At 63.3% G+C, this 15,541-nt stretch carries 15 protein-coding genes; 2 read left to right on the forward strand and 13 right to left on the reverse strand.

What is annotated here, in order from left to right; genetic code table 11:
- Positions 1-117 precede the first annotated feature (117 nt).
- From A0U87_RS26985 to A0U87_RS04755, 3 genes are all read right to left on the reverse strand, one after another.
- Positions 118-2,709 carry an excinuclease ABC subunit UvrA gene (locus tag A0U87_RS26985; RefSeq protein ID WP_137405260.1) on the reverse strand — a complete coding sequence of 864 codons (2,592 nt, stop codon included), beginning with the start codon at positions 2,707-2,709 and terminating at the stop codon, positions 118-120.
- Between the two features lie 462 nt (positions 2,710-3,171).
- Positions 3,172-4,281 (reverse strand): S-(hydroxymethyl)glutathione dehydrogenase/class III alcohol dehydrogenase, encoded by a 1,110-nt coding sequence (locus A0U87_RS04750; RefSeq protein WP_063975929.1) that lies wholly within the window; start codon positions 4,279-4,281, stop codon positions 3,172-3,174.
- A gap of 102 nt (positions 4,282-4,383) precedes the next feature.
- Positions 4,384-5,373 (reverse strand): zinc-dependent alcohol dehydrogenase family protein, encoded by a 990-nt coding sequence (locus A0U87_RS04755; RefSeq protein WP_136187713.1) that lies wholly within the window; start codon positions 5,371-5,373, stop codon positions 4,384-4,386.
- A gap of 138 nt (positions 5,374-5,511) precedes the next feature.
- On the opposite strand from A0U87_RS04755, the gene A0U87_RS04760 reads away from it, so the two are divergent.
- Positions 5,512-6,090, forward strand: a complete 579-nt coding sequence (locus tag A0U87_RS04760; protein ID WP_198382195.1) for a TetR/AcrR family transcriptional regulator — start codon at positions 5,512-5,514, stop codon at positions 6,088-6,090.
- 73 nt (positions 6,091-6,163) lie between these two features.
- Positions 6,164-6,994 carry an aldo/keto reductase gene (locus A0U87_RS04765; RefSeq protein ID WP_031297415.1) on the forward strand — a complete coding sequence of 277 codons (831 nt, stop codon included), beginning with the start codon at positions 6,164-6,166 and terminating at the stop codon, positions 6,992-6,994.
- A 916-nt stretch (positions 6,995-7,910) separates the two neighbouring features.
- Here A0U87_RS04765 and A0U87_RS04775 read toward each other — a convergent pair.
- From A0U87_RS04775 to A0U87_RS04820, 10 genes are all read right to left on the reverse strand, one after another.
- Entirely contained in the window at positions 7,911-8,315 is a 405-nt protein-coding gene (locus A0U87_RS04775; protein ID WP_037509321.1) for a single-stranded DNA-binding protein, read from the reverse strand.
- A 603-nt stretch (positions 8,316-8,918) separates the two neighbouring features.
- Positions 8,919-9,308, reverse strand: coding sequence for a hypothetical protein (locus A0U87_RS04780; RefSeq protein WP_037509318.1), 390 nt, complete (start codon positions 9,306-9,308; stop codon positions 8,919-8,921).
- Between the two features lie 10 nt (positions 9,309-9,318).
- Positions 9,319-9,795 carry a DUF6878 family protein gene (locus A0U87_RS04785; protein WP_037509317.1) on the reverse strand — a complete coding sequence of 159 codons (477 nt, stop codon included), beginning with the start codon at positions 9,793-9,795 and terminating at the stop codon, positions 9,319-9,321.
- Between the two features lie 154 nt (positions 9,796-9,949).
- Complete coding sequence (locus A0U87_RS04790) at positions 9,950-10,909, reverse strand: DUF2493 domain-containing protein (protein WP_137405257.1); 960 nt, start codon at positions 10,907-10,909, stop codon at positions 9,950-9,952.
- 663 nt (positions 10,910-11,572) lie between these two features.
- On the reverse strand, positions 11,573-11,785 hold the full coding sequence (locus A0U87_RS04795) for a hypothetical protein (protein ID WP_037509313.1): 213 nt from the start codon (positions 11,783-11,785) through the stop codon (positions 11,573-11,575).
- The gene (locus tag A0U87_RS04800; RefSeq protein ID WP_066858771.1) at positions 11,772-12,776 is read right to left on the reverse strand and encodes a hypothetical protein; all 1,005 of its coding nucleotides are present in this window, start codon (positions 12,774-12,776) and stop codon (positions 11,772-11,774) included. Before A0U87_RS04800 ends, A0U87_RS04795 begins: the two co-directional genes overlap by 14 nt.
- Positions 12,773-13,417 carry a hypothetical protein gene (locus A0U87_RS04805; RefSeq protein WP_037509296.1) on the reverse strand — a complete coding sequence of 215 codons (645 nt, stop codon included), beginning with the start codon at positions 13,415-13,417 and terminating at the stop codon, positions 12,773-12,775. Before A0U87_RS04805 ends, A0U87_RS04800 begins: the two co-directional genes overlap by 4 nt.
- Positions 13,410-13,820: a hypothetical protein gene (locus tag A0U87_RS04810; protein ID WP_037509295.1), complete on the reverse strand. Its 411-nt coding sequence runs from the start codon at positions 13,818-13,820 to the stop codon at positions 13,410-13,412. Before A0U87_RS04810 ends, A0U87_RS04805 begins: the two co-directional genes overlap by 8 nt.
- Positions 13,821-13,875: 55 nt before the next feature.
- Positions 13,876-14,505, reverse strand: a complete 630-nt coding sequence (locus A0U87_RS04815; RefSeq protein ID WP_037509294.1) for a hypothetical protein — start codon at positions 14,503-14,505, stop codon at positions 13,876-13,878.
- Positions 14,506-14,577: 72 nt separating this feature from the next.
- A complete protein-coding gene (locus tag A0U87_RS04820; RefSeq protein WP_037509292.1) occupies positions 14,578-15,540 on the reverse strand; it encodes a phosphoadenosine phosphosulfate reductase family protein in 963 nt (320 codons plus the stop codon).
- Position 15,541 lies beyond the last annotated feature (1 nt).

Genomic DNA, 15,541 nt, shown 5'->3' on the forward strand with positions numbered 1-15,541 from the left:
AACCCTAAGCCGCGTCAACCGCGGTGACACATCGCCGGCTCCCGCTTCCAGATTCGACCCATTCAACGTGTGGTTGAGACGCACCTGATCGAACGTGCGTTCGGCCAGATTTACGACCTACAGCGCCGCCTTGAGATAGCGGGCCGTGAGACTGCCTTCCGCTTCCGCAACGACGCCAGGGACGCCGCTGGCAACGATACGGCCCCCATCTTCCCCGGCCCCCGGTCCCAGGTCGATGATCCAGTCCACCTGTGTGATGGCGCGCATGTCATGTTCGACGACTACGACGGTATTGCCGGCGTCTACGAGACCCTGCAGGTGTTGCATCAGCCGGTCGCCATCGGAGGGGTGAAGCCCCGAAGTTGGCTCGTCGAGGATGTAGATCGTGTTGCCGCGTTGAGCGCGTTGCAGTTCAGTCGCCAGCTTGATGCGCTGCGCCTCCCCGCCAGACAGCTCGGTCGCCGGCTGACCGAGCCTCAGATAACCAAGACCGATCTCCCGCAACACGTCGAGGGAGCGCATCACAGATGCCTCGCCAGCGAAGAAATCGCACGCATCGTCAACCGTCAGTTCGAGCACCTGGGCGATATTGCGCCCGTTCCATTCGACTTCGAGCGTTTGCGGGTTGTAGCGAGAGCCATGACAGATCGAGCACGGGGCAAAAACGCTCGGCAGGAACAGCAGTTCCACCATGACGTATCCCTCGCCCTCGCACACAGGGCAGCGGCCTTGCGCGACGTTGAACGAGAACCTTCCCGGGCTGTAGTGCCGCCGGCGGGCGAGCGGCGTATCAGCGAAGATCCGCCGCACATGGTCGAACATGCCGCTGTAGGTGGATAGGTTCGAGCGCGGCGTGCGGCCGATCGGTTTCTGATCGACCCGCACCAGCCTGCGAACATGCTCCATGCCTGCGACAATGCGTCCTTCAGTGTCGTTCTGCGCAACATCGAGCAGCGGATCGATATCCTCCTCCTCGGCCACGGGAGAGCCGCCGAGGTGTTCCGTGACGAGCTCGGGCAGCGCCTGACTGACAAGACTGGATTTGCCCGATCCCGAAACGCCGGTGACAGCGGTGAAGCAGCCGATGGGAAACTCGACGTCGAGACAATGGAGATTGTTCCGCCTGATCCCTTCCAGGCGTAGCCATGCCTTGGGATCGCGCGGTGTGCGCTCACTGCGGAGCGGCTCTGCGAACAGGTAGCGGCGGGTGATCGAAGTCTCGACGTCGGCAAGCCCCTCTATCGGCCCGCTGTAGAGGACTTCACCGCCCTTTTCCCCGGCTCCTGGCCCGACATCGACGAGCCATTCCGCGCGGCGGATCACGTCGAGATCATGTTCGACGACGAACAGGGAGTTGCCCGCCACCTTGAGACGCTCGAGGATGGTGAGCAAGGCTTCGCCATCTGCCGGGTGCAACCCTGCCGAAGGCTCGTCAAGCACATAGACCACGCCGAAAAGCTGTGACGACAATTGCGTGGCAAGCCGCAAGCGCTGCAGCTCTCCGGAGGAGAGCGTCGGCGTGCTGCGGTCGAGCGAAATGTAGCCAAGGCCAAGATCGATCAGCGGGTCCAGCCGCTCGATCAATTCGCAGGCAAGGCGTTGGGCGGCGATCCGCTTCTCGTCGGAGAGATTGGGCGTGCGGCGTACGTCAGGCGCGCTCTTGTGCGCCGAACCTCCTGCCGCGACCCGCCGTTCGACCGCCGCATCGCGGGCCGCCTTGCCGAGGACATGGCTCTTCGGGACCGCCCCGGCGCCCCCATATTCGCCATGCGCGACGGGCGTGAGCAAGTCCCGGAGTTTCAACACCGTCAGATCGCCTAACTCGGCGATGTCGAGGCCCGCGAACTTCACGGACAGGGCTTCGCGCTTCAGGCGCTTGCCGTCGCAGGTCGGGCAATCGCGTCCGATGATGTATTGCGAGACGCGCTTCTTCATCAGCGCGCTTTTCGTGTTGGCGAAGGTTTCCAGCACATAGCGGCGCGCGCCGGTGAAGGTGCCCTGATAGCTCGGTTCCATGCGGCGCTTCAGCGCCACGCGGGTCTGTTCGGGCGTCAGGCCCGCATAGACCGGCACCGTCGGCGCCTCGTCGGTAAAGAGAATCCAGTCGCGATCCTTCTTCGGCAGATCGCGCCACGGCGTGTCGACGTTATAGCCGAGCGACACGAGGATATCGCGCAGATTCTGGCCATGCCATGCCGCCGGCCAAGCGGCGACTGCGCGTTCCCGGATCGTCAGCGTGTCGTCGGGCACCATCGTTTCTTCGGTCGCGTCATAGACGCGCCCGATGCCGTGACAGGTCGGGCAGGCGCCGGCGACCGTGTTGGGGGAGAAATCCTCCGCATAGAGCATGGGCTGATGGCGCGGATATTCGCCGACGCGCGAATAAAGCATTCGCACCAGGCTAGAGAGCGTCGTCACGCTGCCGACCGAGGATCGCGCGTTGGCCGAGCCGCGCTGCTGCTGCAAGGCGACCGCAGGCGGCAAACCGTCGATCGCGTCGACCTCCGGCACGCCGGCCTGGTCGATCAGGCGACGGGCATAAGGCGCAACCGATTCCAGATAACGCCGCTGGGCTTCGGCATAAAGGGTGCCGAACGCGAGCGATGACTTGCCCGAGCCCGATATGCCGGTGAACACCACGAAGGCGTTGCGCGGCACATCGACGTCAACATTTTTGAGGTTATTCTGGCGTGCGCCGCGAACCTGCACGCAAGCGGGCGGCCCCGTATGCCCATGATCGGTGGCCGGCGTCGTCGCGTGAATATCCTTGCTCTTCAATTCAGTCTTCTGCCTTATACGCCCGTGCGGTCAGTGGTTCATCACAGTCGGGTAACAGATGAATGCATTTCCGACTCAATACATCCAACGGCCAGGCTGGCCCGATGTTCGGCACCTTTGAAATATTTTTCCAGCATTAGACAAAGATTACGACAAAACCATTTTTCCCGTTGGGTCTCGCGACGAGGCCACACACACTCCGCTGGTAAGCGCCTGGGCCAGGCGGCCCTGGTCCGTGCCGCTATCGGCATGTAACGACCGCACTTCGGCGCTTGTTACCGCATCGCGACGCTTTGCCCATTTGCCAGAGCGCGGTTCATCATGGCCCGGGTCGGGCCATGATGACGGCCGAGTTGTCGATCCGAGCGCCTCGCGCCGCGTCGGATCGGCGGGTCAGTAGTGAATGACCGTGCGGATCGACTTGCCTTCGTGCATCAGTGCGAAGGCCTCGTTGATCTCCTCCAAACCCATCGTGTGGGTTACGAATGGGGCCAGATCGATATCGCCTCTCATCGCGTCCTCGACCATGCCGGGGAGCTGTGTCCGTCCCTTGACGCCACCGAAAGCGGACCCCTTCCATACGCGGCCCGTGACGAGCTGGAATGGGCGGGTGGAGATTTCCTCGCCCGCGCCGGCAACGCCAATCACGATCGACTGACCCCAGCCACGGTGCGCTGATTCAAGCGCGGCGCGCATGACGTGGACGTTGCCGATGCACTCGAAGGTATGATCGATGCCCCAGCCCGTCATCTCGATCAGCACTTGCTGGATGGGCTTGTCATGGTCCTTGGGGTTGATGCACTCGGTTGCACCGAACTGGCGTGCCAGCTCGAACTTGGACGGATTGGTGTCGATGGCGATGATGCGACCCGCCTTCGCCTGGCGCGCACCCTGAATCGCTGCGAGGCCGATGCCGCCGAGGCCGAACACGGCGACCGAGTCTCCGGGCTGGACCTTGGCGGTATTGTGGACTGCGCCGATGCCGGTCGTGACGCCGCAGCCGAGCAGGCAGACATGTTCGGGGTTTGCCTCGGGATTGATCTTGGCGAGCGAGACTTCGGCGACGACAGTGTATTCACTAAAGGTTGAACAGCCCATGTAATGATAGAGGGGCTGACCATTGTACGAAAAGCGGGTGGTCCCATCGGGCATCAAGCCCTTGCCCTGCGTTTCGCGGACAGCGACGCACAGGTTGGTTTTGCCCGACAGGCAGAAGTCGCACTTGCCGCATTCGGCGGTGTAGAGCGGAATCACGTGATCGCCCGGCACGACGCTGGTGACGCCTTCACCGACCTCGACAACGATGCCCGCGCCCTCGTGGCCCAGAACCACCGGGAAAACACCCTCCGGATCACTCCCCGCCAGAGTGTACGCGTCGGTGTGGCACACACCGGTGTGCGTCACCCGTATGAGGACTTCGCCTTTCCGGGGTGGGGCGACATCGATCTCGACGATTTCGAGTGGCTTGCCCGCCTCGAAGGCTACAGCGGCGCGAGATTTCATGTTGGGATACCCCTCGTTGAGTTAAACTGATTGCTGGCGCGAGGCCGTCGCGTCAGCGCAAATTCGTGGGGGAGCGATCGCTCACTCCCCCCGGTATTCCGGTCAGACCGTAACGACGACCTTGCCGATCTGGTCGTTCGATTCGAGGAAGCGGTGAGCGTCCTGGATGGCGTCGAGCGGGAAAGTGCGCGCGATCCGCGGCTTGAGCGCGCCCGATTCCAGACCCGCCACGATGAACGCCTTGGCGCGATCGAGGGCGGCATCGTCCGAGACGATCTCGCTGTAGAGATACCCCTTGAGCGTGAGGCTCTTGCCCAGCACGGAGAACAACGGGAACGGCGTCGGTTCGCCGCTGAGCGCGCCATATTCGAGCAGGATGCCGCCGCGTGCCATGCTCTGGGTCAGCGGCTCGAACGACGGGCCTCCGACCGGATCGAGCACCACGCGCGCACCCTGACCATCGGTTATCTCCATCACCCTCGCTACCAGATCCTCTTCCTCGGTCGCGACGACATGATGTGCACCGGCATCGATCAGGGCCTGGCGCTTGGCGCCGGTACGTGTCGTCGCGATTACCGTTGCGCCGACCATCCGCGCAATCTGGAAGGCAGCAAGGCCGACGCTGCTGGAGGCAGCAGTGACGATGACGAAATCGCCCTCCCCGAGTTTCGCCTGCTCCACCAGCGCACCCCAGGCGGTGACATACTGCATCCACACGGCCGCCGCTTCCTCGAACGACAGCGCCGCCGGATGCTTGACGACGAGGCGGGCGGGTACGTTGGCGACCTCACCATAAGTGCCCCAGCGCGCGATATCGAGCGGGGGGATGACGCTGACGGCTTCGCCTTCCGCAAACCCGGTAACGTCGGCGCCGACCGTAACGACAGTGCCGGCAGCCTCATAGCCAAGGCGGCTCGGGAACTCGGCTTCCTGAAGGTAGGCATGGTTGCGGAACATCACCTCGGCGCGGTTTATGCCTATCGCCTTCACCGCGATCTGCACTTCGTCGGCCGCGGGAGCGGGGACTGCCACATCTTCAATCCTGAGGACGCTGGCGTCGCCATATTCGTGGATACGGACGATGAGGCTCATTGGAGACTCCTTGATTATTTAATGATCGTTCTGTAAGGGAGCGGACCACCCGTTTCAAGATATTATTTATCGATCGTTCCATATCGTGCATCAGAGATGACAGAGACGAAAGCCCGTCGCCGCGCAGGTCGCCCTCGTGTGTTCGACACTGACGCTGCGCTCGACAAGGCGGTGCGGCTGTTCTGGCAGCGCGGCTACGAGGCGACATCGATGGCCGATCTGGTGGCGGAGACTGGCGTCGCCGCCGCCAGTCTCTATGCAGCGTTTGACAACAAGGCGGGGCTGTTTGCGGCGGTGATCGAACGTTACGCCGCGACGTTCAGCGTCCACCTCTATGCACCCATCAACGATCCGGCGTTGTCCACCTACGAAGCCGTCAAAGGCCTGCTGGAACGAGCGGCGTCATCATTCTCGGAACCTGGAACGCCGGCCGGCTGCTTCATGTATTCGGCAGCGGCAGCCGTTTCGCCGGCGTCCGCCGCCATCGAATGCCTGCTGCGCGACAAGCGTATCGCGGCGGAGGCCCTCCTAATCGAGCGTCTGCAACGCGGCGCCGCGCAGGGCGAGCTTGCGGCCAACACCGATCCGGCCGTGCTAGGCAAATTCATCAATACGGTCATGGAAGGCATGTCCGTTCAGGCGCGCGACGGCGCTACGATCAACGAACTGCTCTCCATCGCCAAAATGGCGCTCGATCGATGGCCGGCCGCGATATGATCGTTTCATGGTGGTCATCTGCCAATCTGCCCCCCGACCGAACAGTCGAACTCATCTCATAGGACGAAAGCACATGAAACACGTGACATTGCCCGGCGGGGAAGTGGTTCCTTCACTGGGTCAAGGCACCTGGAAGATGGGCGAACGTGCCGAGCGCCGATCCGATGAGATCGCCACGCTACGCGCCGGTGTCGAACTGGGCATGACGCTCATCGATACCGCCGAAATGTACGGCGATGGTGCGGCGGAAACGCTGATATCCGAGGCGCTGGGCAGCGTTCGCGACCAGTTGTTCCTCGTCAGCAAGGCATATCCGCAGAACGCATCGCGCTCCCGCCTTGCCGATGCATGCGAGGCGAGCCTGAAGCGGCTCGGCACCGACCGGCTGGACCTCTACCTGCTCCATTGGCGGGGATCGGTGCCGCTCGCTGAGACTGTGGAGGCATTGGAGGCGCTCAAATCAGCGGGGAAAATCAGGCATTGGGGTGTCAGCAATCTCGATACCGACGATATGGACGAGCTTATCGCTGCCGGCGGGGATGGCTGCGTGACCGATCAGATCCTCTACAATCTCGTCCGTCGAGGCCCTGAGTTGGACCTGTTGCCGTGGCTCGCCCAGCACAAAGTGCCAGTGATGGCGTATAGTCCCGTCGAGCAGGGACGCCTCTCAAGCCATCCCGCCCTCGACAAAGTAGCGGCCCAGGTTGGCGCAACCCCTGCGCAGGTCGCACTTGCCTGGACGTTGCGCCACGATGGCCTTATCGCCATCCCGAAAGCGAGTTCGATTGCACATGTGCGGGAGAACCGCGCGGCCGCAGATATCGTGCTCTCCGACGCCGACATTGCGACACTCGATGCGGAATTTCCCAGGCCACGCGACCGCCGTCCACTCGAGATGCTTTAGCGTCAGATGACGATATTATCGCTCGAAGGAACAGAACGCAAACCGGATCGGCGGTAGGCGCTCAGCGGTGCGGTGATCGGACCAGTGTCGACACCGCTATCGAGCGGGTGCTGCGCGACTGACGGTTCGAGCACCAGGCCTATCGCGCCCCTGGCCCCAATCTGCTCTTAGCCTCCACGAATAACCGTCTGACCGTTCTTACCGTCTATGGGGCGTATCCGAGCTGGCAGGGCATCCAGCCAAGGGCGTCATTCTTGTCCATCGGGCGCTCGGGCGGCCTAGCTGTCAGCACGACACCGCGCTGCCTGAGTTTCCGAGCTGCCATCCCAGCGTGCGCCGCTGGCGGGAAGGTGAGCCGATTACTCGCTCAAGCTCAGTTCGACAGAGCGCAGGCCATGAACCGTTCACTGCACTGCAGCGCCGAATTAGCGCTCTGCTACCTAGAGAGCTGCTTAGCAAAAAAAATGCTCTCAATAGCCCGATCTCGCAAGCTCAGTATCTGATTTACGAAAAAGGGAAATGTGGTGGACGCACTAGGGCTCGAACCTAGGACCCGCTGATTAAGAGTCAGCTGCTTGACGGCAGCTTTAGCCGATTTCTCCCCAAAAGAGGACGGTCAACAATCGGCCCACTTTCTGCCGATCTGTGATGCCAGTCAGGCAAACGATGTATGTCGGCTCCAGACAGGAGCTGCCATCCGATCTATCAATTTGGAACGGCAGCACTGTCCCAGACCACGTCATAGGCTGAATGCCCGCTGTCTGGCGCGATTAAGCATCGGCCTAATGGCGAGAATTCCTATTCACCTGAGCTCGAAGCCTGCCGAAGTTGGATAGAGCGCCAGGCCGAAGCTATCGATGTGCCGATCCTCACATGAAAAAGGCCCGGTGGCAGATGCCACCGGGCCGATCCGGCTTCAGAAGGGAATCTCTTCGTCATCCGGCATGTCGTTGCCCGAGCGATCCGCCGGCTTGGCGCGGGTTAGGAAGGTCACCTCGTCGGCGATGATCTCGGTGCCGTAGCGCTTGATGTCGTCCTGATCGGTCCAGCTGGTGTAATGGATGCGGCCGCGGACCATCACCTTCATGCCCTTGTCGACATATTCCTCAACGGTCTTGCCGACGCCGTTGAAGCAGGTGATCCGGTGCCATTCGGTGTCTTCGACGCGGTAGCCGTCGCGATCCTTGATGACCTTGCCGTCGCTGTCGCGCTTGGGCCGCGAAGTCGCGAGGCTGAAATGGGTGATCCTGATGCCGCCCTGCGTGGTGCGGGCTTCGGGGGTGGCGCCGACGTTGCCGGCGAGGATGACGATGTTCTGCATGTCGAGGTTTCCTTTTCTGTCGGCCGAGGGATGATCCCTTCGACTGATCCCCGAAAAAGGCGGCCAGGACAGCGCCTCCACCGGAGCGCGACAGCGCGCAGGGAAACCCCGAAACGAGGGGTGGTGCGGGCAGCCGTGGCACACGGCAACTCGGCCCGAAGGTTCGCGGGTTGGAGACGCTGGACGGCCGACTTAGGGGGCAGGTGAATAAGAAGGGGTTATTCCTCACTGCCGGCACGATCTGACGGAAACCATGCCGGACGTCGTCTATCCCCGCCCCGTCAGCCCACGATCCCCACAATCTCCACCGGGGGTGGTACAGCTCTCTCCATCTGCCCCACACTTCGGCCCCAAGCGTCAGCAACACGGCAGATAGAGCGCTGCGGAATTCCCAGAGATGGCATGATGGCCTTCACTGCTGCCTGGCGTTGGTGTTGGCCTTGCGGATCGACAAGCGCGAAGGACAACGGTCAACTGCCAAAGCCCCGCCTGCGGCACATCAGGACAGAGCGGCCGAGGTCACCTCATCGCAGAGGAGGTGACCTTCCGGGCCGCACTCACCAGCCCGGATGCGGCGCGTCTGCCCCGCCGCATGCGAAGCCATTACGCTGTCGCGCGCTCGGTGGCATTGCCATCGGCCACGGCGAATGGGTCGACAACGGTATGGATCGGTTGCGCGCGGCCCATCCAGGGCTTGGGCTGGATGCACCGAACCCAGTCGACAAAGCTCGGAATGAAACCGAGGTCTTCCATGACGTGCTGCTCGCCGATCAACCGAACCGGCACCTGGCGTCCAGTCGAAATGGTGATGGTGGCGCCGAAAAAGCGCTCGAGCATGAAAATGCCTTCGGCATGGTGCCGCAGCGCACGATGCCGATAATCGGCGGTGATGGATTTCGATTCATCGAACCACTGATGCAGCGGCAGATAATCCTCGGCCACGCCGCCCCATTTACGAACCGACGACAGCGCGTGGTGATAGCAATGTCCCATCACACCCTCCTCACCATTCATGCTCGAAGGATTCGACCGCGGTGTAGCGGTCGTTGTGATCGAGCGTGATTGTCCGGGCGGACACGTCGAAGCGGAATTCGCCATAGGCGCCGTCATTATTCTCCCAGCCCGGATGGCTTTGGGTGAGGAGTTGATACGCAAGGTCTTCGATAGCGTCGGCGACTGACATGATCGCCGTCTCAGTTCCGGAGCCATCCGGCTGCGCCTTGAGCAGGGTAATCTGCACCTGGGGCAGATCCGCCGGTTCGTCGCCGGCGACGGCATCAACGCTTTCGATCTGACCGGAATCGCCACCGCCGTCGAAAGCCACCGTGACCAAGGTGATACCGACAGTTTGGAACGCATCGAACAGCGCAGCCTTGTTCAATGGCATGAGCGAGGCGGTCTTCGCCTCGTAAGCGGCGTGGCGTGCCATGACGGCGCCCCAGTCGATATTGACCGGCGTCAGCGGTGCTGCATGATCCATTTCATGTCTCCAGTAGGGATGGTTTCAAGCCGAGCCGGCGATCCCGCGCGGCCCGCTCACGCCGTCGCAACCTCCCCTCTGGCTGGCGGGCGTTCTTTCCCGATGAGGCTAAAAAAAGGGGGAAGGCACCCACGTCAGGGTGCTCCCCTGGCCGTCAGCTTGATCGCTGACGGCCCTCGGCTTTGAGGGATGCCGGAGGGGCGCCGAGCGGCCCGCGCCGGTCAACGACACGGATGTTGCGGGCTTTCGCCTCGATCACGAGCCGTTCGGTCACACCATTGCCTTGGAATGCGATGACGAACCGGAGTTTGAGCGAGAGCATCTGCTCGTTGCGGCGGAAGCCAGCGCGATCCCCCAGCTTGCGATCGAGACCGAACCGCACTTGCTGGATGCCCTTCTGTTCGGCCCAGGAGGCTGCAAGCCGCTCGATGCCCTTCATGTCGCCACCATGGACGAGGTACATGTCGCCGACATGGGCGCGGACCTTGTTGAGCGTCGCCAGCAGATTGTCAGCGAAAGTCTTGAGGTCAGCATCATTGGCAAAGGTCAGGCGGCCACCTGCGAACACAACCGGCGTGCCGCGGGCAGTATTGGCCTCGAGGCGACGTTCGCGACGTGCCCGCAGGAAGGCGTTGCCGTCGACGATCGCGGCCGTGACGCCCAGCGAAATGCGGTTGCCGGAAGAGGGAACCCAGGACCGCCCCGTCTCGCGCATATAGTGAGCGGCAGCGACATCGCGCATGACCTCGAAGGCGCCTGCGGATTCCTCGACCTTCTTGGCGAGGTCGATCTTCTCCTCCAGGTCGTTGGTGCTGATCTCCGAGCCGTCCTGTTCGGCGAGGAGGAGCCGAATGTCGTCGGTCAGCCGGTCGACCAGCCCATGCTTCTTGGCGGCGGCGCGGTGGAAGAGATTGACCAGGCTCCAGCCGAGATCTTCGATGTCGCGTTCGATCGACGTGTTCGTCATCGTCGTGAAGAGGTCGCTCCAGATGGCGGTGACGGTTTGCTCGAGGGCCTCGATCGGCGGTGGCGCCATGCCCGACAGTTCTTCGGCGGCAGGTTCGAGATGGCCCAGTTCCAGTGCCGCCAAGGCGGCTGCTAGCGAGGTGGACATGTTGGCTTGCCTTTCGGTTCTGAACCGGCGGCCTCTCCGCCGGATGCGCACCTCCTGGGCGGTCGATCGAGAGGGTCAGGCACCGAGGCGCAGCCGAGGGAAACCCTTTCGTGGCGGGGTGGAGCGGGCAGCCGCGGCACGCGGCAACACGGCCCGCAGCGAAAGGGTTGCCAGGCCCTCGCGACCGCCCATGTGCCGCATCCTCTGGCGGCGAGGCTGTCGGTTCAGACGGTGAGCCCAAAATCCCCCTCGCAGGCGCTGATCGCGAGATCTGGGGCTTCGGATCGCGCTGTCACCCGTTTGCACTCGGCGGTGTCATAACCCCCAATCCGGCATGGCACCGGCATCGTCATCTGGTGCCCGCACCATGACAGGCAGCGTCCGCACAAGCGGATCTTCGAGGTCAGAGCAAATGGTTCAAGATCGGCTCACTGCGCCGCTCGTCCAACGGGAGTGGTCAGGCGCGCTATGGCGCAAGGCGCGTCGACCTCCTCGCACCGATACTGGACGATTTAAGGGCGAGACCAACGCGGGGTGAGATGGCGTCATCATGGTCGAGAACGCTGCAAGTTCGTGCCCGTGCTTGCGCCCACTGTCGTCACGATCGCTGACCTGATCGAGATGGTCCGACGCGGGCCATCGTTCGCGCAACCGTCGTTGGTGTCAGCGATCGGAGACCACAGGCGGCTCTTCCTCATAGGTGTCGCATGGCGCGCCGACCGCTTCGAGCCACTCGACCCCGTCGGTGCTAGTGTCGAGGTCACGGATCCGCGCGAACAATGCCTCCTTGAGCATCGCTGGCGTGAAATCCTCGCCGCGCTCGTGGTCCGAAACGATACTGAAGGCGATCGTGACAAGGTGGTTATAGCGTGGCATCCGGTCCTCCTTGGCTGAAACGCGACCTGGCTGATGCGCGCTCGGGATCATCAGGCAGGCGTGTTGTGGTGCGCAGCGCTGCAGCTGCGTGCTGGAAATCGTAGAGCCAGTCGCCCATCGGCGTCCGCTTCTCGACAGGAAGGGCGGCTTGCGCCGCCTGAAAATCCAAAAGCGCGTCTGGCGCGATGTCCATGATCTGGTCGATCTCGGACGGTGGCAGCAGCCCCCGCTCGCGGATAAACTCGGTGATGCTGCCGGGACGGGGGATCGCACCGCGACAGCCGAGCACCGGCTTGCGCCACAAACCCTGCACATTGCGCAAACGTGGCCGCGCGCGTGCCTCCATCAACACGATGACGCGCAGCTCATCGATCGACAGGTCCATGACTTCGTCCGGCTTCATCGCGCCGCAGAAGAAGCAGCTCGACTTGGGGGGAACGGGCAGACCCGCGGCTGCAATCCGCGCCGCGCACCGCGCGCGATCCCATCCCCATTCGCGCAACGGATAACGGTAGTGGTAGCGCGGATCCTCGCAGACGAGCGCATGGCGGTAACGCTGCGTATCGCGCGCTGAAGCATCGTAGCCGATCAGCTTGGTGACCCGCCCTCCTTCGTCCCAGCAACGGCGCGCCGGCTCCCAGCCCGCCGTCCACGCTTCCTGGGGGGCCACCTTCCATTTCTGCGAGCAGGACCCCCCACCGAACACGACCGAAGGGAGCGTCGCATTCGAGAGCATATTTTCGGCGATGGTCGCATAAGGCGGCCAGTGCTTGAAATTGCGCGGTTGATACCGAACGATTTCGGAGGCGATGCCGCGTTCTTCCATCCAGGTGCGGAAGAGTGGGATGAAGGCATAGGTCTGGTTCTTCTCGGAACCTGGATCAGCGAACAGCACCATGTCGATGGGCTCTCCCCGTTCCGCCAGTTCGATGATCATCGCGGTTGAATCGACGCCGGCGCCCCATGCAGCGATGACAGGGGGCCGCGTCATGGGAAGCGCACACCGTCATCGGTGAAGCTGTAGTCATTGGCGATGATCGCCGCATCGACCTGCTCGTCGGCCGTCTGATACGCATATTCGGCTTCGAGCTGGCGATAGAGCCACCGTGCGAGGTCGCGCAGCGCCTCCACCACCACCTCTTCGGCACCGTCGGTCATCGCGCTTTCGACAGGACCGGACCGCTCGACGTCGATCGTCATGCTATATTCGTGATAATAGCGGCCGCGATGGGTGATGCCGGCCCCGAGCTGGTAGAAGTTCAACCGCTGGATCGCCGCCAACGTATCCGCAATCCGGTGGAGTTCGCCATCGCGCGGCGCATGGGCGCGGATCGCCTTCACCGAAGACCGGGCATAGCGGTAGCGCCCTTCGAAACACGCTCCGTCGCCCTGGCTCGAGAAGCCTGAGAACCAGATGCGCGGTGCTTGCCGGGTCCCTCCCCCGTACAGGCGGACGGCATGGCTGCTCAGTTCGACGCCGATGAGTTCGCAAATGCGCGCGAAGTCGTCGAACACAAATTCATGCCAGTCATCGCAGGGTGCGTCCTGCCGATACCAGCGGCGCGCCGCATCCTTAGCGGTCGCCGACAGCTCCTGGAGCCGATAGACGTTGGTGGTGACAAGCTCAGGCATTGCCGTCGCCTCCTGCCAGGACGCCGGCCAGCCACTCCGACGTCGACGTCCAGCTGAGGGAACTGCGGTCGGACAGGTCGACCACATGCGCGCCCCCGCCGAAGCCATCGAGCAACGGACGCGAAGCGGTCAGGCCATATTCGAAGCCCCACCGCCCCTCCAGGAAGAGCCTCTCGGCGCAAAGCAGCACGAAGCTGATGACCAGCTCGACATCGCCTCCGCCATCGTCGTGGATCCAAAGCTCGGTGCCTTCATCGGCGGGCGGTTCGAGCCTGAAGCCATCGGGAAAGGTGAGGCCATCCTCGTTTGGGAGCGTATCAGCGTACAAGGCGAGCGCCTGCTCGACATTGGCGCGGTTCCCGACATCGAGCGTGCAGGAACAATGCGTGTAATAGTCAGCCACAATAGCCTCCTTGATTTGCGCGCCGGACGAACTGGCGCATGGATGAAACCGGTGGTTAGGCCGCGACCGGCAAGGGCGTGCGAGCGGGGCGCAGCGCCGAAAGGCGGCGAGCGAAGGCGCCGGGATCGAGCAGAAGCGCCGCCTTGCCGTGACAGGGATGCCCCGCAATCACGCCGCGCGCGCAGCGGAACCAGGTTACCTCGCTATCGGGCAAAAAGCCGCGCGGGACGACGCGGACGGTGAAGTCGGCATGGCGCAGCTCGGTCATGCCATCCTCATGATCGCCACCAGCCGTGACGACGATCTTGCACTCCTCTGGAGCGAGACCGAGCGCCTCGGTGACGCGCGCAAGCGCCTGACGCGCCTGCGCATGAAAGGTCCGCTTGGCGATACGGTCCCCGCCGACCCGATGGCCGGCAATGGCGAGCAGAGCCGGATGCGCGAGGATCGCTGCGCGATCGGCCGCGCATCGTGCGGCAAGAGCGGCGACATCCGGTGCGGCGCGCGCAGCGCTGCCGGCCAGCGCCCGGATAAGAAGCAGGATCGCTGCGTCCTGTTCGATGGACTTACCGGCGCGCCGACAGTCGTCGATCGCACTGAGCAACCCATGAAGCGCAGCGCCTATGGTTGCATCCGGGTCGGGAATGAGCGCCTGATTATGGCGATAGAGCGTATCGTAGAACATCGGTCAGCCTCCAGCTTGGCGCAATGATGCGCACCCCGCCGAAGGCCCCCTCTCCTCTCGCTCCAGCCAAGATCAGGTCGGGCCAGCACGTTCGCCGAACGCGCCTGCCGGCAACGACCAAGGGTCGAGCGTGATCCGCAGCCGCCAGACGGAATCATCCGCCTGCGACCGATCATCCTCATGGGTCAGAGCTGCGGGATAGGGGCACCCGCGGTCGGCCAACTCGGTCACGCTAAACGAGCGATGGATCGTCCTGCCGCTCGCCGCTTCGCGGCGGGCGATGCCCTCAAACGCGTCTGGAAAGATCAGGCGCAGGGTCGCCCATTGATCCGCCGTCCCGAAAATGCAGCATCGACATGAGAGGCGGCCCCAACCTAGACGATATGCCGGATGCGGCCTGATCCGCGCCGACGCGATGATGTCCCACACCTGTTGCTCGGTCCAAAGCAGCACCGGCCGCCAATGATCGACATGGCGCCGGCCGCTCATGGTCCGATGGGGTTCGAGAACCGCATAGCGAGCACGGCCGGGGCTTTCCTCCGCGCGCTCCCCGGTGAGAACGAGGGTCTTGCCCTCGAAAAAGCGGCCTTGATTGCGGATGGCCGCCGCAAGCACATCGATCTTGAGCGCCGGGCTGCACCAGCGCACCCGAAGATCGGCCGAGACCTGGGGGAACAGGCCCCGAGTGCCCGATGGCCCGGCCCCGCCCGCAACGCGCGAACCATCGGGGGTGTCGAACATGATCGGCGCGGTCGACGCATTTTCCCGGTCTAGTTCCCGCGCGAAACCGCCGACCCGGCAGGACCGGTATAGGACGATCCCAAGATGGCGGGCGAGCGCGTCGACATAAGCCGGTGTGCAGGGCCAATCCATGAAGCTCGGCCCCTGACCGTCCACATCATGGTGATGCAATTCGATCCGTGCTGGAGGAACGCCGTGCGCCAACAGGACGAGAAGGCTGGCGAGGCTGTCCTTGCCGCCGCTGAAGGCCACGACGAAGCGGCGGTAGGCGGCGAGGTCGGGGAGGCCGTCCATG

This window comes from Sphingobium sp. MP9-4 (assembly GCF_005281675.1).
GTDB classification, from domain to species: domain Bacteria; phylum Pseudomonadota; class Alphaproteobacteria; order Sphingomonadales; family Sphingomonadaceae; genus Sphingobium; species Sphingobium yanoikuyae.

What these genes read in the sequence shown, in the direction of transcription:
- A0U87_RS04750 (WP_063975929.1), bottom strand. Translation starts at nt 4,281, where the DNA reads ATGAAATCTCGCGCCGCTGTAGCCTTCGAGGCGGGCAAGCCACTCGAA.
- A0U87_RS04755 (WP_136187713.1), bottom strand. Translation starts at nt 5,373, where the DNA reads ATGAGCCTCATCGTCCGTATCCACGAATATGGCGACGCCAGCGTCCTC.
- A0U87_RS04765 (WP_031297415.1), top strand. Translation starts at nt 6,164, where the DNA reads ATGAAACACGTGACATTGCCCGGCGGGGAAGTGGTTCCTTCACTGGGT.
- A0U87_RS04775 (WP_037509321.1), bottom strand. Translation starts at nt 8,315, where the DNA reads ATGCAGAACATCGTCATCCTCGCCGGCAACGTCGGCGCCACCCCCGAA.
- A0U87_RS04780 (WP_037509318.1), bottom strand. Translation starts at nt 9,308, where the DNA reads ATGGGACATTGCTATCACCACGCGCTGTCGTCGGTTCGTAAATGGGGC.
- A0U87_RS04785 (WP_037509317.1), bottom strand. Translation starts at nt 9,795, where the DNA reads ATGGATCATGCAGCACCGCTGACGCCGGTCAATATCGACTGGGGCGCC.
- A0U87_RS04790 (WP_137405257.1), bottom strand. Translation starts at nt 10,909, where the DNA reads ATGTCCACCTCGCTAGCAGCCGCCTTGGCGGCACTGGAACTGGGCCAT.
- A0U87_RS04795 (WP_037509313.1), bottom strand. Translation starts at nt 11,785, where the DNA reads ATGCCACGCTATAACCACCTTGTCACGATCGCCTTCAGTATCGTTTCG.
- A0U87_RS04800 (WP_066858771.1), bottom strand. Translation starts at nt 12,776, where the DNA reads ATGACGCGGCCCCCTGTCATCGCTGCATGGGGCGCCGGCGTCGATTCA.
- A0U87_RS04805 (WP_037509296.1), bottom strand. Translation starts at nt 13,417, where the DNA reads ATGCCTGAGCTTGTCACCACCAACGTCTATCGGCTCCAGGAGCTGTCG.
- A0U87_RS04815 (WP_037509294.1), bottom strand. Translation starts at nt 14,505, where the DNA reads ATGTTCTACGATACGCTCTATCGCCATAATCAGGCGCTCATTCCCGAC.
- A0U87_RS04820 (WP_037509292.1), bottom strand. Translation starts at nt 15,540, where the DNA reads ATGGACGGCCTCCCCGACCTCGCCGCCTACCGCCGCTTCGTCGTGGCC.